Origin of the sequence: Aquimarina callyspongiae, from assembly GCF_034322225.1 — a bacterium.
Taxonomy (GTDB): domain Bacteria; phylum Bacteroidota; class Bacteroidia; order Flavobacteriales; family Flavobacteriaceae; genus Aquimarina.
On sequence record NZ_JAXLPA010000001.1, the window covers coordinates 122,348 to 142,003 of the forward strand.

Below are 19,656 nucleotides of genomic sequence, written 5' to 3' on the forward strand. Positions count from 1 at the left end.
CATGAAAACAATTAGATTTTTAATTCCGGTACTTCTTTTTGCAGGAATCGTAATGTCTTGTAAAAAAGATACTCCTGTAGCTTCAGAAGTTATCGAGAAAAAAGAATTCAAAGTAGATTTTGAAAAATTTACCTTAGATAATGGTTTACAGGTCGTCTTCCACATTGATCGATCTGATCCAGTAGTAGCTGTAGCACTAACCGCACATGTTGGTTCTGCAAGAGAAAAAGAAGGAAGAACAGGTTTTGCTCATTTATTTGAACATTTATTATTTCTAGAATCAGAGAATCTGGGAAAAGGTGGATTAGATAAAATGAGTGCTCGTATTGGAGGTTCAGGAGCCAACGGCTCTACAAGTCGTGATCGTACTAATTATTATCAAACTGTACCCAAAGATGCCTTAGAAAAAATGATCTGGGCAGAAGCAGATAAACTTGGTTTTTTTATAAACACCGTTACAGATCCCGTTCTAGCTAAAGAGAAACAGGTAGTAAAAAATGAAAAACGTCAGAGTGTAGACAATCGCCCATATGGACACGTAAATTACGTAATTGGTAAAAATCTTTATCCTGCTGATCATCCTTATAACTGGCAAGTGATAGGATCACTTGAAGATCTTCAAAATGCTACCCTACAAGATGTAAAAGATTTCTATAATCGTTGGTATGTACCTAATAATGTAACTTTAACTATTGCTGGAGATTTTGATCAGAATCAAGCAAAAGCATGGGTTCACAAATACTTTGATGAGATTAAACGCGGAGAAGATATTTCACCATTAGAAAAAAGACCTGTAGCTTTATCTGAGACTAAAAAATTATACTATGAAGATAATTTTGCTCGTCTTCCGCAATTAACAATAACCTGGCCAACTGTTCCTGTTTATCATCCTGATTCTTATCCATTAGAGGTATTGAGTAGTTATTTATCTGAAGGAAAGAAAGCACCTTTTAACAAGGTATTGGTAGAAGAAAAACAACTTACTCCTGATGTAACAATGTTCAATTTTGGATCAGAATTAGCTGGTGAGTATCGCTTAATTATCCGTGGATTCGAAAAAACTAATCTAAATGATATTGATACTGCCATTACTGAAGCTTTTGCAAAATTTGAAGCCGAAGGTATATCACAAAAAGATCTGGATCGCATAAAAGCAGGACAGGAAACTGATTTTTATAATGGATTATCCAGCGTTCTTGGTAAAGGATTTCAATTAGCGCAATATGAAATTTTTGCAGGAGATCCTGGATTTATAAATCAGGATGTAAAAAATATACTTGCTGTAACTGCCGAAGATGTTAAGCGCGTTTATAACAAATATATTAAAGGAAAACATGTAATAGCTACTAGCTTTGTACCTATTGGGCAAACTGATTTGGTTCTAAAAGACTCTAAACTTGCCGAAGTAGCAGAAGAAAAAATTGTTGAAGGTGCAGAAGAATCTTTTGATGCCAGTATTGCTGCAGAATACACAAAAACTCCTTCTAGCTTTGATAGAGCCATAGAACCTTCTTATGGAGAAAGCCCTGCTGTAAACGTTCCAGAAGTTTGGGAAGACAAATTATCATCAGGAATCGAAGTTTATGGTATTCAAAATGATGAAGTACCATTAGTACAGTTTCGTATTAATATTAGAGCAGGCTTATTATTAGAAAAGACCGATAAAGTGGGAGTTTCTAATATATTAGGGCAATTAATGACAAAAGGTACTAAGAATAAAACAACAGAAGAGCTTGAAAATGCTATTGAAAGCCTGGGAGCTTCTGTCAATATCTTTGCAGGAGATGAAAATATCGTTATTACTGGTAGTACCTTATCAAAAAACTATGACAAAACATTGGCTTTGGTTCAGGAAATAATCCTTGAACCAAGATGGGATGCTAAGGAGTTTGATCTTATCAAACAAAGTACAATAAGTCGTATTCAGCAGCAAAAAGCGAGTCCTAGAAGCATTGCTGCCAACCAATATGCAAAACTTATATATGGTGAAAATCATATTCTTTCTCACAATAATCTGGGAACTGAAGCTTCTGTTAACTCTATTACTTTAGATGACTTAAAACAATATTATGAAGCCAATATCGCTCCTAATATTACCAAAGTACATATCGTTGGAGATATTTCAAAAGAATCTGTAACAGCTTCTTTATCGAATCTTAACAATAACTGGACCTCTAAAGAAGTAAAGTTTCCATCTTTACCTGTTCTTAAAAAACCAGAACAGTCCAAAGTGTATTTTTATGATGTTCCTGATGCTAAGCAATCCCAATTACGTTTTGGATATCCTGCTGTAGCTGCTACTGATGCTGATTATTATCCTTTACAAATTATGAATTACCGATTAGGAGGTGGAGGGTTTGCTTCGCAATTCACTCAACAACTTCGTGAAGGTAAAGGATATACTTATGGTATAGGATCTAGGTTTTCAGGAAGTTCTATTCCAGGAGCATTCACTATATCAAGTGGTGTTCGCTCTAATGTGACCTATGAATCATCTGATTTGGTTAAAGAAATTCTTCAAAATTATGGTAAAAACTATAATGAAGATGATCTAAAAATTACCAAAAGTGCTTTAATTAAAAGTAATGCTAGGGCTTTTGAAACTCCTAATTCAAAGATTAATATGTTGATGAATATTAGCACTTTTAAATATCCTAAAGATTATGTAACGCAACGCGAAAACATAGTTAATAATATGACTATAGATAATATTAAAAAGTTATCAGATCAATATTTAGATCCTAATAAAATGATCTACCTAGTTGTAGGAGATGCTAAAACTCAACTTAAAAAGCTAGAACAATTAGGTTTTGGCACACCTGTTTTACTTAATGAGAAAAATGAAAGCATAAAGGATTAAAAAAATATAATTACAATCCGAGTTTTATGAATAAAACTCGGATTGTAATTATTTTAACCCTATCATATTAAAACATTTGGAATTAATCACTTAATTACTCAATTTTATTGTTCTGTTTAAAATATTACTTGCCATTTTTTAAAGAATAAAAACTTTAAGTCATTATGAATAACCAGCTATCACATATCTTAAAAGAATGGGATGGGACTCATATTGATTATTTAAATAGTATTTATGACCAATATTATAAAGAACCTTCATTCTTTATAACATTAATTGAGATTACTTCTAATAATACTTCGCTTCAAACTTCTGCTACCTGGCTGATTAAACATCATTATGATCAGAAAAGGAATTTGCCTCAAAATCTAATCGATTTATTACTCAATACAAGCTTAACCTTAAAAGATTGGGAAGCAAAATTGCATATTTTACAATTACTTCCTAAAGTTTCTATAACCAAAGAAACCCTTAACATCATTGATCAATTTATTAGAAAATGCCTTAAAGATGATGTCAAATTCGTTAGAGCGTGGGCATTTCAAGGTTTTTATGAAGTTGTACAATTGATTCCTGAATACGAACAAGAATTAAGAATTTTGTGCGATATAGCCATGCAAACAGAAAGCGCTTCTGTTAAATCGAGAGTAAAAAAAGTGTTAACGATCTTAAATAAAAAAGTAAAGTAAACAGCTATGAATATTAATGATTATCTAGAAAGCATAACTGATTCTGAACGAAGACAAGATTGTAAAACCTTAATAGAAATTATGCAAAGAATCTCTAATGAAGACCCAAAAATGTGGCGTAATGATATTGTTGGGTTTGATAGTTATCATTATGTATATGATAGCGGCACAGAAGGAGATTGGTTGCTAACAGGTTTCTCTTCTTGATCCAAAAATATATCCATATATATTATGACAGGGTTTGATAACTATAATGACCTACTGTCGCAATTAGGAAAACACAAGACCGGAAAATCTTGTTTATACGTTAATCAGCTTTCAGATATAAACATAAATATCTTAGAACAGCTAATCACTGATTCCTATACTTATACAATAAAAAAATACAAATAATCTAAAGAGTTTAACAAGATAACTATAGAAAGAATGTAGAAATAGAACCATGGAGAAAAAAGCTGAAGGTAATGACGGTAGAGTTATTTAAATTCACTTTAAAAACCTTGAAAAAAGTGCCTTAAAAAGAGCTTTAATTTTTAAATCAATTTTTTATTCTCCTTTTTACTAATAACCTTATTAAAAAAGTAATTTCTAATTATCAAATCATCTTGTATTGCTTAAGATTGATCATAATTCAATAAAAACAAAGGTTTTTGTCTTCTCTATATTACCAAATTGTTAATATTTATCACTTCCTTAACAAATTCAACATCGCACAAATCACATTAAATCCACAAATAACCAACAAAAATCTCTTTTTTTTAACAAATAAACACCTCTTAATTCTCTCTTCTCTTCTATTAATTATCATTATTCAATTTTGAGTTCCCAAAAGCTTTCGTTACTAACCAAATTCTTTAAAATAACTTTAAGATTTCGCACCTTTTTTTTGAATACATTTGCCGCGAATTTAGAATAAAAAAGGGGTTCTCTTTTTATAATTAGAGTTAGCCAAAAACGATATACAAAGAGCCCTTAATCATTAAAAGAGGAAGTATTATACTTCCTCTTTTTTGTTTTAGATATATTCGATTTCTATCAGAATGCTTATATTTATTTAGCAAACTTTTATTGACACTCAAAAACTACTCAAAATGATCAAAAAAAGTAATTATATCTTATTCGTGATAATTTTCTTGTTTGGTTTATTTAATATAAGCGCTCAGGATAATAAATATAAAGAGTTTGATTTCTGGATTGGAGAATGGGACGTTTATAAACGTGGCACCGATTCTATAGTTGGTCAAAGCAAAATAGAAAGTATTGTTGACGGTAAGGTTATTAAAGAAACCTATCACTCTACTACTTCAAAATATAACGGGACCAGCTTGAACAAATACAATCCAAGAACAAATCAATGGGAACAATTTTGGGTAGATAATAGTGGATTAACATTACATATCAAGGGAAATCTTGAAAATGGTATAATGATTCTACAAAACAAGGTTACTAATCAGAAAGGAGTAAGTGTTTGGAACAAAATAAAGTGGCAAAAAACACAAAATAATACCGTTAGACAAACCTGGTATCAAAGTACTAACAAAGGTCAGGATTGGACAACTGTATTTGACGGAGAGTATCGAAAAAAGAAACAATAGATATCTAAAAAACGATCTAGATCAATAAAAAGAAGCTTGCTTAAAATTTTAAGCAAGCTTCTTTTTATATAGTATTTACAATTTTTAGATTACCTCTCCATAAAGATCAAAATCCTCAGCTTCATATATCTTTACTGTAGCAAATTCGCCAGTTTTTAAATAAAACTTAGAAGCATCTATTAATACTTCATTATCCACATCTGGCGAGTCAAATTCTGTTCTACCAACAAAATATTGTCCTTCTTTGCGATCAATAACCACTTTAAATTCTTGACCTATTTTTTGTTGATTCAACTCCCATGAAATTTGAGATTGAATTTCCATAATCTCATTGGCTCGTTCTATTTTAACCTCTTCAGGAACATCATCTTCTAAATTATAAGCATGGGTATTTTCCTCATGAGAATATGTAAAACACCCTAATCGTTCAAACCTCATTTCTCTCACCCATTCTCTAAGTGTTTCATAATCTTCCTGAGTTTCTCCCGGATATCCAACAATTAGAGTTGTACGAATAGTCATTTCAGGAACAGCTTCTCTAAACTCTTTAAGCAGTTTTGTTGTTTTTTTCTTTGTTGTTCCTCTACGCATTGATTTAAGAACTGGATCTGCAATATGCTGTAACGGAATATCAATATAATTACAAACCTTAGGTTCCTGACGCATTATTTCCAGCACATCCATTGGAAAACCTGTCGGAAAAGCATAATGTAATCGTATCCATTCTATACCTTCAACTTTTACCAATTCTCTTAATAAACCTGCTAATTTTCTTTCTTTATAGAGGTCAAGACCATAATAAGTAAGATCCTGAGCAATCAGTATTAGCTCTTTAACACCATCTGCAGCCAGTTTTTCTGCTTCAACAACTAATTCTTCTATCGGTGTTGATTTATGTTTACCTCTCATTAAAGGAATAGCGCAAAATGAACAAGGACGGTCGCAACCTTCTGCTATCTTAAGGTATGCATAATTCTTAGGAGTCGTTGTTAATCGCTCTCCTATTAACTCATGTTTATAATCTGCTCCTAATGCTTTTAATAACCCAGGCAATTCTGTAGTTCCAAAGTACTGATCTACATCAGGAATTTCCTTTTGTAAATCTGGCTTATATCGTTCTGATAAACATCCCGTTACAAAAACCTTATCTACTACCCCATCATCCTTTTTTTGCACATACTCTAAAATAGTATTTACAGATTCTTCTTTGGCATTAGCAATAAAACCACAGGTATTAATCACTACAATATTCCCTTCTTCTTCATGAACTACCTCTTTGTTATTAGCTTTAAGTTGTCCCATCAGTACTTCACTATCGTACACATTTTTACTACAACCTAAAGTAACTACGTTAATTTTATTCTTTTTTAAAGTCTTCGTTCTCATATCTTTCTGATAAATCTACCTGGTATTATACAGGGCGTGCAAAGATACAATGAATAACCAAAATCCAGCATATAAATATCAATATCTCTTATTATTAAAAAATTCTAGCAGATTAAACCTTTTGCATATTGTAGAGTCCAAACCTACAACATCTTCTTACTTATGAAAAACAAACTACCATTCTCTTTACTCATCTTAATAATTGGTATTTCTCTTTCTTGTTCTGATGAGGCATCTGATGTTAACGAAGATATTACAGAACCTGGGATTAGTACGCTATACTTCCCTCCAACAGACTCTGATACCTGGGAAACACAATCTGTTACAGAATTAGATTGGGATATTGATTCAGAACAACCTTTATATGATTTTCTTGAAGAAAAAGGCACAAAGGCTTTTATCATTCTTAAAAACGGTAAAATTGTTATCGAGAAATATTTTAATGGAGCTACAATATCTGATAATCATCCCTGGTATTCTGCAGGAAAAACGCTTACTGCTTTCACTACAGGAATAGCTCAGCAAGAAGGATTCTTAGATATCAATAATCCCTCTGCTATTTATTTGGGTAATGATTGGGCTAATATTACTCCTGATCAGGAAACCACTATCACAGTTCGTAATCATCTTACTATGACGACGGGATTGGATTATAATGTTCTCAATCAAAATTGCACAGATTTTGAATGCTTAACCTATTTAAATTCATCAGGAAGCTTTTGGTATTATCATAATGCTACTTATACACTTTTAACCAATATTATCACTGAAGCCGTTCAAATGGATTACAATACATACTTTGAATCTAAATTAAAGTCTAAAATAGGTATGAATGGCTCCTGGATCCAGCTTGGATTTGCTAATATTTATTACAGTACAGCTAGAAGCATGGCACGTTTTGGGCTACTAAACCTAAATAAAGGAATCTGGAATACAACAGAAATTATGACAGATCAGGATTATTTTAATGAAATGACTTCATCTTCTCAAAATCTAAACCCAGCTTATGGATATTTATGGTGGCTTAATGGTACAACTAATTTTAGAGCACCTGCATTCGAAATTGAATTTGAAGGAGAATTGATGCCAGATGCGCCAGATGATTTAATTGCTGGTCTGGGCAAAAACGATCAGAAATTATATGTAATTCCTAGCCAAAACCTCGTCATTGTTAGAATGGGAAATGATACTGGAGAGGCATTATTAGGCCCCTCCAGCTTTGATAATGAATTATGGAAAAAGATCAACTTATTGATCAATTAGCATATTTTTTAGGTGCTTTTCTCTCTTTAGATAATTGCTCATACCAATATCCGAACTGCAGTAACTTATCTTCTGAGAAAGGTTTATAAATAAAGGTTAAACCCTTAGGCTCTCCATTATCTGTATACCCCATCGGCACAGTAAGCGCAGGGTATTTTGCAACAGCCGCATAACCTGCATGATAATTATTAATTGACAATATAGCGTCTAATTGATGCTCATCAATATGTGTATTAAAATAATTACGAGCTGTTTTTTCAAGGTTTTCTTTAATTTTATTCAATTCTTCCTCAGTGGTATTATCATTTACAATTCCTTCAAATAATTCCTGACCATAAGGTATTTTGTTTAAAGAGTCTATTCGATTAAAAGTGATAGCTTCTTCAATACTTTTAACAGGAATATCATTTCCTCCTTGAGTTTTTATATACTTTGGAAGGTCATTTTTCATATCAATATTAAGAATGCTCAAAAAACCAGGGAGAGGAGTTTGTTCCGGTTCAATTTCAACAATCTCAGCACCCGCTTTCTTTATTTTTTCAATCGCTATATTATATAATGAATCTTCAAGATATGCTTTTATAACTCCAAAACGTTTTTCTTTAAGTACCGAAGACTTAACAGAAGCTACAAAATCAATACCTGTTGCTACGGATGCACTATCATCTGCATCTTTTCCTATAAGAGCATTTAACAAAATAGCATTATCAATAACACTTTTGGTCATAGGCCCTGGCGTATCAAGTGTGCTAGAAATAGGCACAATTCCTGTTCTACTTAAAAGTCCAATGGTAGGTTTCAAGCCAACCACAGAGTTTTGACTGGACGGTGATAAAATCGAACCGCTTGTTTCTGTACCAATAGCAGCTACACAAAAATTTGCAGCTACGGTAGCTCCACTTCCCGAACTTGAACCTCCGCTCTCAAAAATCATTCTACCATAAGGATTCATTGTTTGCCCTCCTACGGCACTATACCCTACAGGGCAACCAGAACACAAAAAATACGCCCATTCACTTAGATTTGCTTTCCCTAATATCAAAGCCTTTTTCTCTAATAGTCGTTTTGTAATAAAAGCATTTCCGGTTCTGTTATTCTGTAATATTATTGTTCCAGCCGTAGTAGCCATATCCTCTGTGTTAACATTATCCTTAAGCATTATTGGCATCCCAAAAACAGAGTGAACATCAATTGTATTTTTATCTACTTTATCCAGCTCTCTGGCTTGTTTCACAACATTAGGGTTTAATGCTATTACAGAGTTAAGTGATATTGAATTGTCGCTTTCATATTTTCTAATCCTATATAGATAGAATAATGTCAATTCTTCATACGTAAGTTTCCCGTCTTTTACACTTTGCTGTAATGTAGGAATATCTTTTTCAAGAATAAGTGGTTTTAATTTTTGGTATTCATCTTCTGAGAAATAATCAAGTTCAGATTCTACTTCATACCATATCTCATTTTTATTTAGCACTTTAGAGTTCACCAACTTAAGGTGCATTCTAGCTTGTTCTAGCTCTTGAGTAGCGGCGAGATCACTGGTTTCATCATAAGGCTCCCAGGTTACTCTAGGCTGAACTTCCTTCTGCGAAATTGCCTGTTTCTCCTTTTTACAGGAAATGAATACTGAAATTATCGCTAAAACGATTAATACTTTTTTCATGTAATGTGAATTTGTGTTGTTTACAATTTCTGCTGAAAGTAAAAAAAAAGACCCTATGATAAGATCATAAGGTCTTTTTTAACTATTTTGTAACAGCTGTTATTTAAAGAATGAATCTACAAATTCAAACTTATTAAACACCTGAAGATCTTCTATACCTTCTCCTACTCCGATATATTTTACAGGTATCTGAAATTGATCACTTATACCTATTACCACACCTCCTTTTGCAGTTCCATCAAGTTTTGTAACCGCCAGAGAGTTTACTTCTGTCGCTGCTGTAAATTGTTTTGCCTGTTCAAAAGCATTCTGTCCTGTAGAGCCATCCAAAACTAGTAATACATCATGCGGAGCATCTCCTACTACCTTTTGCATAACACGTTTTACCTTAGTTAACTCATTCATTAAGTTTACTTTATTATGCAATCTTCCTGCAGTATCTATAATAATTACATCTGCATCCTGATTAACCCCTGATTGCAATGTATCAAAAGCTACAGAAGCCGGATCACTTCCCATCTCTTGCTTAACAATAGGAACATCAACTCTATCTGCCCATACCTGTAATTGATCTATAGCAGCAGCTCTAAATGTATCCGCCGCTCCAAGTACAACTTTTAAACCTTTCTTCTTAAATTGATATGCCAGTTTTCCAATAGTAGTGGTTTTTCCAACTCCGTTTACTCCAACAACCATTAGAACATACGGTTTTTTATCGGCAGGGACATCAAAATCGGTTGCCTCTCCAGAGTTAGTTTCGGATAGCAAACCTGCTATTTCCTCTCTTAGAATCTGATTAAGTTCTTCTGCACCCAGATATTTATCTCTGGCAACACGATCTTCGATCCTTTCTATAACCTTTATCGTTGTCTTAACACCTACATCACTAGATACAAGCACATCCTCAAGATCATCTAATAACTCATCATCTACTTTAGACTTACCAGCAACTGCTTTACTTAGTTTAGAAAAAAAACTGGTTTTAGATTTCTCTAACCCTTTATCCAGTGTTTCTTTTTTTTCTGAAGAAAATATTTTTTTAAAAAAGCTCATTTGTTATTCTCATTATTATACAATATCCAAAAAAAAGTATTCTTTTTGAAAACAGGATAAATATAAAAATAAAAGAGCCATTTCAATAGGATTGAAATGGCCTCTTTTAAAAATATTATATACGAATTACTTTTGTTTTAAAAAGTCATTTACCGCTTCTGGTGCCATAATAGACTCTACAAAAGTATAAGCTCCTGTTTTTGGAGATTTTACCATCTTTATGGCTTTAGTTAATCTCTTTGACCCTGTCTGTAACGATGCTACTGATTTCTTTGCCATGTCTTACTTATTTAATTTCTTTATGAACAGTCATTTTCTTAAGAACAGGGTTGAATTTCTTCAATTCCATTCTATCTGGAGTGTTCTTTTTATTTTTTGTTGTAATATATCTTGATGTACCTGGCTGACCAGAAGCTTTATGCTCTGTACATTCTAAGATTACTTGAACTCTATTGCCTTTCTTCGCCATTATAGTATATTTTTAAAAAAGGAGATTATTTAGTTAAAAAACCTTTTGCTCTTGCTTCTTTTAAAACAGCAGAGATTCCATTTTTGTTTATATTTTTTAAAGCTGCGGTAGATACTTTTAATGTTACCCAACGGTCTTCTTCCGGAATATAAAAACGCTTCTTTATTAAATTCGCATTGAATTTACGCTTTGTTTTATTCATTGCGTGAGAAACATTATTTCCCACCATCGCTTTTTTACCTGTAAGCTCGCAAACTCTTGACATCTCTTCTTAATTTTGGTATTATTTCAAAACAGGGTGCAAATTAACGAATTATTTACCGAACCACCAATAATAGTTTTGTATTTTTTCTTCTTTTTTTTAGTTTTTAATTCATTCGTACTCAAAAATCAAAAACAGGGGTTTATACCTATTTCAAAAATACTGTGATACAATTACTTTTACACCAGTTAGTTTTCACAAAAGCGACTAACTACTTGATATGGGGTAATTAAGTAGTAAATAAAGCGAGCTGTATGTTATACGGCTCGCTTTTTTATATAACAACATCATTTCTAGTTATTTACCCAAATTATTTAAATTACACTAACCAACAAAATGATTAACACATGAAAAAATTACTCTTTTATTTATTATGTCTATCAATCCCTTTTAGTCTATATAATTGTAACAAAAATAAAAAATCAGAATCTGAAACCACAGATATCCAACCCGAAACTGAAATAATTGAAGTCTCAAGTTCTTCATATGCCCCTGTTCCTTTTCCTAAAGTAAATATCCCTGGTTTTAATTTCCCAGAAAAAGAAAAGATAATCGACTCTTGGATTGCAGAAAATGATTTAAATAAAATCTATAATCACGGCTGGGGAATATGGATAGGATTAACTCAAAAAACAAATGAAGTATATAAAAAGGATACTTTACGTGTATATGAAACCTGGAATACTCCTGAAGAAATAAAAATAAAACTCGGTTCTCAAAATAAGCTTAAAAGCACTCCAAGGATTCGTGCCACCATGGAAACCCCTACTCAGTTTCATAAGTTCCAGGTATTACCTGACACTAAAACGGTAGAAACTGTTTATTATGATCCTTCTGCGGCTAAGTATGCTATCGACAATAAAATATTTCTAAAAAGTGTACTAAATACGATGCAAAAAAAAGGTGACTCCGTACGTTTTCCTGATAAAGCAATCACCATTAAACCAACATATAAAATTATATCTAAAGATACTGCCATAGCTAATAACGGTATTTATCAAATGGAGGCCTGGAGAGGTGTTAACACTCCTGATACCATTCCTTTTCCCGAAAAAAAATGGAATGCCTGTGTATATGTTGACATCAATAACAATGCAACAGGGAATCCATCTATTGATAGAGGATGTAAAGGATCATTAAAGGATCACACCTATAATCTTAATGATTTTATTCATTTTGCTATCGATAAAGAAATGGCTGAGTATGTAAACAAACAAAAGGATGGCTATAATGCTAAAGCTGGTGATTATGCCATATTAGTAGGTATGCACGTTGCTACCAGAGAAACTACACGATGGACCTGGCAGACATTTTGGTGGAGTGCTGATCCTGATAACCCTAATTTTCCAAGTGATGGCTCCGTTGCCTCTGCAAGGCCAGATAAACTTACAGGTCCAGCAAGACATTATGCCATGTCCGTTGCTTATAGTATGGTATACCCTGCTCAACCATATTCTGGAGGAACAAGTACCGGGAAACCGATATACGCTTTTAACCCATTTTTAGAAGCTCCTTTTGATAGCAAAACATTAAATAATGGTGGTTCTGATAATTATGCAACTGTAAACGATAACGGAACTATCATAGAAAATAAAGTAGGAACCAGAACAAACTGCATGAGTTGCCACGCACATGCTAATTATTATAACGCAACCATTGGTGGTAAACCTGCTAAAAAGTTTGGTTACCTAGGAGACACCTATGTTGATATGAAAGCTCCTTATTTTGATGGCGTTGTAAAATTAGATTTTGCTTATTCAATTGGCGCAAGTATTATTGACGACACAAAATCATCATCTAACGATAAAGAAGAATACCAATAAGATATAAATCAAAAATAATAAAAAAACGACTACGCTATTCGTAGTCGTTTTTTTTGTACACATCTCTTGAGGTCTGTTTTCTAAGATTGAATATTAACATTTAATATCGTACCTTAGTTATTACCAATTTTTATAAATTATGATTCGAAGAATCAACAGAAAACTTATTAAGAAATATGATTTGGATATCGGAAGTGCATATTTCTATGAGAATTTTGTTGTAACCGAAATAAAAGAAGGTATAGTTATTAATTTTGAAAAAGCTGCCAAGCTTTTTCAGCTTGGTAAACAATACTACGGAAACAAAACTCCTTTTGTATATATTTCAAATAGAATACATTCTTACTCATTTGAACCTACGGCCCATTTTAAATCTACAGAGCTTTTTCCTAACTTAAAAGGTGTTGCCGTTGTAACTTATGATCCGGTTAAGAATAAAATAGCTGAGTTAGAGCAAGCATTTATAAATAAACCAACGAGTATTTTCTATAATCTTGAAGAAGCTATTGATTGGGTAGAACAACTTATCTCTCCTGATTAAACATATTTAGGATAGCATTTTTAACAACAGTTCACAGGATTTATTCACTGCTTTGTTTATTGTACGTTCTCTAAGATTGCCAAAAGAGTATTCTTCTGAAAAAACACCATCAGGGGTTGCTATTGCAATAAAAACAGTACCCACTTCTACATCTCCGTCTCCTTTTGTTGGCCCAGCATTACCTGTAGTAGCGATACCATAATCCGATTTAAATTTCTCTTTTACCGTCATAGCCATAGCCTCAGCAATCTGTATACTAGTAACCGTATATTCGTTTATTATATCCTTACTAATTCCTAAAATATCAATTTTAGATTGCGTTGCATAGGTAACTGCACCACCTTTAAAATACGATGATGCTCCAGGAATAGCAGTAAAAGATTGTGCTATTTTACCTCCTGTACAACTCTCTGCTACAGCAAGTGTTTTATTTTCTTTCACTAGAAGTTCACCTATTCTAGCTTCAATAGATGTATCATCTTCATAACCTACAATAATATCTCCTATAATCTTTTGAAGTTCTATTACCTTAGTTTTAATCGTATCTTCAAGAAGTTTTTTATCCGTACCTCTAGCAGAAAGGCGTAGTCTCACTTTTCCTAAATTTGGCAGATAGGCAAGTTTAATAAATGCCGGTAGACCATTCTCCCAATCTTCTATTTTTTCAGCTAAAACACTTTCTCCTAAACCATAAGTAAGAATGGTTTTATGTAAAATATAAGGTCTATCAAATCGTTTTTGTAATCCAGGAAGCACCTCATTCTTCATCAAACCTTTCATTTCATAAGGAACTCCAGGCATCGATACATATACTGTGTTTTCTTTCTCTAACCACATTCCAGGAGCTGTACCATATTGATTCATCAATACCTTTGATTTACTAGGCACTAAAGCTTGTTTTCTATTAACATCAGAAATTGGAGTACTTATATATTTTGCGAAAAGCTCTTCTACATGCTGTAGTACCTCATCGTTTTGCACTAGAGTATCATTAAAATATTCGCAAATAGTATGTTTTGTGATGTCATCTTTGGTAGGACCGAGACCTCCTGTTATCAATATGATATCTACTCTATTACTTGCTTCTTCCAGAGCATCAAGAATATGTTGCTTATCATCACGAATGGATGTAATTTGATGTACATCTACTCCTATCTTATTAAGCTCTTTACCAATAAATGCTGAATTAGAATCTATGATTTGACCTATGAGAATCTCATCGCCTATGGTAATAATCTCTGCAAGCATTCTATTGGAAATCGTCTTTCAAGTCCTGAATAGCTCCATTAACTGTAGTTACAATATGGCTCAAAACAGGTTGAATTTCTTCTTTTGCCTTATTAGTTTTAGACCAAGCTTCTACCTGTTTGATCTGCACCAACAAATCAATATCAAATAATTGTAGATTAGGTTTCATTTTATGAGCATATTGATATGCCATTTGCGGATTATCAGAATTTACAGCCTGAACCATACTATCAAGATCCGGCGGTATTTCTTCTAAAAAAGTCTGTACCAATACAGCTATAAATTCATCATCTCCACCAGATAATTCATTTACATTTTTTAAACTATACCCTTTGCTCATCTATTTTACTTTTATTGAAAAAAATTGTTGGTTGTCAATATATCCGGTCAAAATATCGTCTGGTTTTACAGCTCCAACACCTGCCGGTGTACCTGTAAAGATAATATCTCCTATCTTTAAAGTAAAATATTTTGACACATATTCTATTAATTCATTAATCTTCCAGAGCATAAGTTTAGTATTACCCTCTTGAACGATTTCTTTATTTTTCTCTAAACGAAAATCAATATTATCTACATCAGAAAAATTATCTTTTGACACCCAATTACCTATTACCGCTGCACCGTCAAAGGATTTTGCTTTTTCCCAAGGCAATCCTTTTGTTTTCAATTCACTTTGTAAATCTCTAGCTGTAAAATCTATTCCTAACCCAATTTCTTCATAATATTTATGAGCAAATTTTCTATCAATATGCTTCCCAACCTTTTTGATTTTTACCAATATTTCAACTTCATGATGTACATCATTTGAGAAATCCGGAATAAAAAATGGCTGTTTCTTTAATAAGATAGATGTATCAGGTTTTATAAAAACTACTGGATCTGTAGGTTTCTCGTTTTCTAACTCTTCAATATGATCTGTATAGTTACGTCCTATGCAAATAAGTTTCATTCACTCGGGGTATTAGGATGATTATAACTTTAGGCTATTATTTAATTTTCGAAGTCTTACAGCTGTAAGTACTTTCTTTGTATACAAAGGAAAATCTGCATTCTGAATCCATCCAAAATACCCAGGTTCATCTTCCATCACTTTTTCAACTTGCTTACCTTTATGTTTTCCAAAAGTAAATACTTCTTTGCCCTCTTTATCATAAGCAATAAACCCTGCAAAATCTGCAAATTGTTTTCTCGAACTAAACTCTGACAAAAATTTTGTATCATTTTCTAATTCGGGATATCTATCCAATTGAGCTTTTAAGACTTCATAAGTTGCATTTGTATCCGCTTCAGCAGAATGAGCATCTTCTAAATCTTTGTCACAATAAAATTTATATGCCGCAGATAATGTTCTTTTTTCCATCTTATGAAAAATAGTCTGCACATCAATTGCTACTGTATTTTTCATATCAAAATCCAACTCAGCTCTTAATAATTCTTCAGCTAATAAAGGAATATCAAACCGATTGGAGTTAAACCCTCCCAAATCACAGCCTTTAATCATTTCGCTCACTTTACTGGCTAATTGTTTAAAGGTAGGCTCATTTGCTACTTTTGCATCATCAATACCATGTACTTCAGTAGTTTCTGGCGGAATTGGCATCTCAGGATTAACCAACCAGGTTTTGCTTTCCTTATTACCGTTTGGAAATATTTTGAGAATAGAAATCTCGACTATACGATCTTTTGAAATATTTATACCGGTAGTTTCAAGATCGAAAAAACATATCGGCCTTTTTATATTAAGCTCCATAAATTGATTGTGTGATCCAAATATACTAGGTATTAATTACAAACTAAAATGATATATTATTTTAACATATATTAACTTTTATTAATCACTTTTACAAAAACATTATCTGCAAACTTTCTAGTAACTGTTTCGATAGTTTCATCAAATTGTATTCTAATTGATTTATCAAAGTCTCTGATTTCCAATACTTTAATTTCACTACTCAATGCCAGACCAATTGCAGAAACATATTTAAGAAAATTAACCGATCCATCGTTAACCGCAACTAACTGACATACATCTCCTTCTGACAAAGAAGATAATGTCACTTTGGGTAAAATTAAATATTCACCATCTGCATTCGGAATTATTTCCCCATGAGGGTCATTTTTAGGAAAATCCATAAAACGATCTAACTCATCTATTAACTTCTGAGACTTGATATGCTCTAATTGTTCTGCAACATCATGAACTTCATCCCAGGTAAAATTAAGATAGTTGCATAAAAATGTTTCCCATAATCTATGTTTTCGAATTAATCGAACAGCAATCCACCTTCCCTCTTCTGTAAGTTCTAATTTCCCATACTTTTCACTTACCACATAATTCTTTGTTTTAAGCTTCTTAATCATATTATTGGTAGAAGCTGGGGATACCTTTAGGTAATCTGCCAATTGATTATTCCCAACCTTGGCAGCATTATCCTCTATAAGCAACTGAAAAAGAGCCTTTAAATAGTCTTCTTCACTCTTTGTTAAATTATTCAAATTTAATTTGTTAGTCATAACTAACTTTTTTAGTTTTGCATCATTAATTAAACAAAATTACTAAACCTAATGAAATTAAGTAGAATCATCTTATTATCTTTTTTAATTTGTTTTAGCATTATAACAATAAATGCACAGCAAGAAGATGGAACGGGAACATTAAAAGGTATAGTTTATGATGATAATGGAGTAATTCCTTTTGCTAATATTTTTATTGAAGAAACATCTCTAGGAAGTTCAAGTGATGAAAACGGAGCTTTTACAATTGAAAACATCCCTGTTGGTGACTATAAAGTAGTAGCATCATTTACTGGTTACACTCCAATTAAAAAAAAGATATCTATTACAGCTGGAATAAATAAAACAAATCTTGTTATGTCTCAAGGCTCATCCCTTGACGAAGTCGTAATTACCGGAACGTTAAAAGCCGTAAGTCGATCAGAAAGCCCGGTTCCTGTTGAAATCTATTCTCCTACTTTTTTCAAAAAAAACCCAACTCCTAGTTTGTTTGAATCTCTACAAAATGTAAACGGAGTACGACCGCAATTAAACTGTAGTATATGCAATACCGGAGATATACATATTAATGGACTAGAAGGTCCTTATACATTAGTAATGATTGATGGAATGCCTATCGTTAGTGGACTATCAACTGTTTATGGATTATCAGGAATACCTAACTCATTAATTGATAGAATTGAAGTGGTAAAAGGACCTGCCTCATCACTATACGGGAGTGAAGCTGTTGGAGGATTAATTAATGTGATCACAAAAAATCCTAATGACGCTCCAGAAATAAGTACTGATGTCTTTGCCACAAGTTGGGGTGAAACCAATGTCGATTTTGGTTTTAAATCCAAAATAGGTAATGCTACAGCATTATTTGGTGTCAATTATTTTTACTATGATCAAGTTATAGATAAAAATGATGATGGGTTTACTGATCTTACTTTACAAGATCGTATATCTATTTTTAACAAGTGGAATTTTAATCGTAAAAGTGGAAAAAACTTTACGCTGGCTGGTAGGTTTTATTATGAAGATAGATGGGGAGGAGAGCTTGACTGGAATCCTGATTTTAGAGGAGGTGATCAAATCTATGGCGAAAGTATATACACAACTCGTTATGAAATACTAGGTAATTATGAATTACCTACAAAAGAACCTTTAAAACTTTCCTTCTCATATACAGACCATGATCAAAACTCATTTTACGGTACCGTATCATATCAGGCAAAACAACGAATTGGTTTTACCCAATTAACTTGGGATAAAAAAATAAAGTCTCACGACTTATTAATAGGTGCTGCTTACAGGTACCAATATTATGATGATAATACTCCAGCTACAGCTATAAATGATCAAAACAATCCCGAAGAAACAAACACTCCAGGTATATTCTTACAGGATGAAATCACACTAGCCCCTAAACATAAATTATTACTAGGTACCAGGCTAGATTATCACAACAGACACGGAACCATTTTTACTCCAAGACTTGCTTATAAATGGAGTATTAATGATAAAAACATTTTTAGATTTAATGCGGGTACAGGTTTTAGAGTTGTTAACCTTTTTACTGAAGATCACGCAGCTCTGACAGGTTCTCGTGATGTGGTTATTGAAGAAGATCTAGATCCCGAAGAATCATACAATGTAAATCTTAATTATATCAAAAAAATATTTTTTGACAATGGAACTTTTGTAAGCTTTGATGCCTCTGCCTGGTATACTTATTTTACAAATGCTATTATTCCAGATTATGAAACAAATCCTACGCAAATACGATATGGCAATTTAGATGGTCATGCAGTGTCTACAGGAGTAAGTCTTAATACTGATATTAATTTTTCTAATGGTTTAAAACTTGCCTTAGGAGTGAGTGGTCTTAATGTATCAAATACTGAAAACGGAGTAACCACACGTCAGATACTTACTGAAAGTTTTACAGGAACCTGGGGAATTACGTACAAAATACAATCGCTTAATCTAACATTAGATTACACCGGAAACCTATACGGACCTATGCGATTAGCAACTCAAGGCCCTGATGATCCTCGAAGCGATGAATCACCTTGGTGGAGTATCCAAAACATACAATTCTCTCATAAATCCAAAAACAATATAGAGTTTTACGGAGGTGTTAAAAACTTATTAGACTGGACCCCAAGTCGAGACAATCCTTTTTTAATTGCCGGAGCTGATGATCCATTTGGACCAGATTTTGACACTACTTATATCTATGCCTCTAATCAAGGAATACGAGGTTTTTTAGGTGTTCGATATTCCTTATAAATCAATA

Annotated in this window: 19 protein-coding genes; 8 read left to right on the forward strand and 11 right to left on the reverse strand. The window is 32.7% G+C overall.

Translation table 11 applies throughout. The features are described from left to right. Position 1 precedes the first annotated feature (1 nt). The 4 genes from U0D62_RS00480 to U0D62_RS00495 all read left to right on the forward strand — a co-directional run bounded on the left by U0D62_RS00480 (position 2) and on the right by U0D62_RS00495 (position 5,144). A complete protein-coding gene (locus U0D62_RS00480) occupies positions 2 to 2,860 on the forward strand; it encodes a M16 family metallopeptidase (protein WP_322193193.1) in 2,859 nt (952 codons plus the stop codon). A gap of 164 nt (positions 2,861 to 3,024) precedes the next feature. After that, positions 3,025 to 3,549, forward strand: coding sequence for a hypothetical protein (locus tag U0D62_RS00485; protein ID WP_322193194.1), 525 nt, complete (start codon positions 3,025 to 3,027; stop codon positions 3,547 to 3,549). 6 nt (positions 3,550 to 3,555) lie between these two features. Further along, positions 3,556 to 3,756 carry a hypothetical protein gene (locus U0D62_RS00490; protein WP_322193195.1) on the forward strand — a complete coding sequence of 67 codons (201 nt, stop codon included), beginning with the start codon at positions 3,556 to 3,558 and terminating at the stop codon, positions 3,754 to 3,756. 884 nt (positions 3,757 to 4,640) lie between these two features. Further along, positions 4,641 to 5,144 (forward strand): hypothetical protein, encoded by a 504-nt coding sequence (locus tag U0D62_RS00495; protein ID WP_322193196.1) that lies wholly within the window; start codon positions 4,641 to 4,643, stop codon positions 5,142 to 5,144. An 84-nt stretch (positions 5,145 to 5,228) separates the two neighbouring features. Here the strand turns inward: U0D62_RS00495 and rimO are convergent, their stop codons facing one another. After that, positions 5,229 to 6,530, reverse strand: coding sequence for a 30S ribosomal protein S12 methylthiotransferase RimO (gene rimO / locus U0D62_RS00500; protein ID WP_322193197.1), 1,302 nt, complete (start codon positions 6,528 to 6,530; stop codon positions 5,229 to 5,231). Positions 6,531 to 6,692: 162 nt separating this feature from the next. Between rimO and U0D62_RS00505 the strand changes: the two genes are divergently transcribed. Continuing rightward, positions 6,693 to 7,793, forward strand: a complete 1,101-nt coding sequence (locus U0D62_RS00505) for a serine hydrolase domain-containing protein (protein ID WP_322193198.1) — start codon at positions 6,693 to 6,695, stop codon at positions 7,791 to 7,793. Here U0D62_RS00505 and U0D62_RS00510 read toward each other — a convergent pair. From U0D62_RS00510 to rpmB, 5 genes are all read right to left on the reverse strand, one after another. Continuing rightward, positions 7,786 to 9,459, reverse strand: coding sequence for an amidase family protein (locus U0D62_RS00510; RefSeq protein ID WP_322193199.1), 1,674 nt, complete (start codon positions 9,457 to 9,459; stop codon positions 7,786 to 7,788). The genes U0D62_RS00505 and U0D62_RS00510 overlap by 8 nt on opposite strands. 99 nt (positions 9,460 to 9,558) lie before the next feature. After that, entirely contained in the window at positions 9,559 to 10,512 is a 954-nt protein-coding gene (gene ftsY, locus U0D62_RS00515; protein WP_322193200.1) for a signal recognition particle-docking protein FtsY, read from the reverse strand. Positions 10,513 to 10,638: 126 nt separating this feature from the next. Then, positions 10,639 to 10,791: a DUF4295 domain-containing protein gene (locus U0D62_RS00520; protein WP_201922289.1), complete on the reverse strand. Its 153-nt coding sequence runs from the start codon at positions 10,789 to 10,791 to the stop codon at positions 10,639 to 10,641. Positions 10,792 to 10,798: 7 nt separating this feature from the next. After that, positions 10,799 to 10,981: a 50S ribosomal protein L33 gene (rpmG, locus tag U0D62_RS00525; protein WP_322193201.1), complete on the reverse strand. Its 183-nt coding sequence runs from the start codon at positions 10,979 to 10,981 to the stop codon at positions 10,799 to 10,801. Between the two features lie 25 nt (positions 10,982 to 11,006). Then, positions 11,007 to 11,246 (reverse strand): 50S ribosomal protein L28, encoded by a 240-nt coding sequence (gene rpmB / locus U0D62_RS00530; protein ID WP_211074381.1) that lies wholly within the window; start codon positions 11,244 to 11,246, stop codon positions 11,007 to 11,009. 344 nt (positions 11,247 to 11,590) lie between these two features. Here rpmB and U0D62_RS00535 point away from each other — a divergent pair, with 344 nt between their 5' ends. Then, positions 11,591 to 13,066: a hypothetical protein gene (locus U0D62_RS00535; RefSeq protein ID WP_322193202.1), complete on the forward strand. Its 1,476-nt coding sequence runs from the start codon at positions 11,591 to 11,593 to the stop codon at positions 13,064 to 13,066. A 139-nt stretch (positions 13,067 to 13,205) separates the two neighbouring features. Continuing rightward, positions 13,206 to 13,607 (forward strand): hypothetical protein, encoded by a 402-nt coding sequence (locus U0D62_RS00540; protein WP_322193203.1) that lies wholly within the window; start codon positions 13,206 to 13,208, stop codon positions 13,605 to 13,607. A gap of 6 nt (positions 13,608 to 13,613) precedes the next feature. On the opposite strand, the gene U0D62_RS00545 is transcribed toward U0D62_RS00540, so the two are convergent. From U0D62_RS00545 to U0D62_RS00565, 5 genes are all read right to left on the reverse strand, one after another. Further along, the gene (locus U0D62_RS00545; RefSeq protein WP_322193204.1) at positions 13,614 to 14,855 is read right to left on the reverse strand and encodes a competence/damage-inducible protein A; all 1,242 of its coding nucleotides are present in this window, start codon (positions 14,853 to 14,855) and stop codon (positions 13,614 to 13,616) included. Between the two features lies 1 nt (position 14,856). Continuing rightward, positions 14,857 to 15,195, reverse strand: coding sequence for an Hpt domain-containing protein (locus U0D62_RS00550; RefSeq protein WP_322193205.1), 339 nt, complete (start codon positions 15,193 to 15,195; stop codon positions 14,857 to 14,859). Continuing rightward, positions 15,196 to 15,807: a fumarylacetoacetate hydrolase family protein gene (locus U0D62_RS00555; RefSeq protein WP_322193206.1), complete on the reverse strand. Its 612-nt coding sequence runs from the start codon at positions 15,805 to 15,807 to the stop codon at positions 15,196 to 15,198. Positions 15,808 to 15,828: 21 nt separating this feature from the next. Then, the gene (locus tag U0D62_RS00560; protein WP_322193207.1) at positions 15,829 to 16,608 is read right to left on the reverse strand and encodes a 3'-5' exonuclease; all 780 of its coding nucleotides are present in this window, start codon (positions 16,606 to 16,608) and stop codon (positions 15,829 to 15,831) included. Positions 16,609 to 16,679: 71 nt separating this feature from the next. Continuing rightward, the gene (locus tag U0D62_RS00565) at positions 16,680 to 17,372 is read right to left on the reverse strand and encodes a metal-dependent transcriptional regulator (RefSeq protein ID WP_322193208.1); all 693 of its coding nucleotides are present in this window, start codon (positions 17,370 to 17,372) and stop codon (positions 16,680 to 16,682) included. A gap of 51 nt (positions 17,373 to 17,423) precedes the next feature. On the opposite strand from U0D62_RS00565, the gene U0D62_RS00570 reads away from it, so the two are divergent. After that, positions 17,424 to 19,649 (forward strand): TonB-dependent receptor, encoded by a 2,226-nt coding sequence (locus tag U0D62_RS00570; RefSeq protein ID WP_322193209.1) that lies wholly within the window; start codon positions 17,424 to 17,426, stop codon positions 19,647 to 19,649. The last annotated feature ends 7 nt before the right edge of the window (positions 19,650 to 19,656 follow it).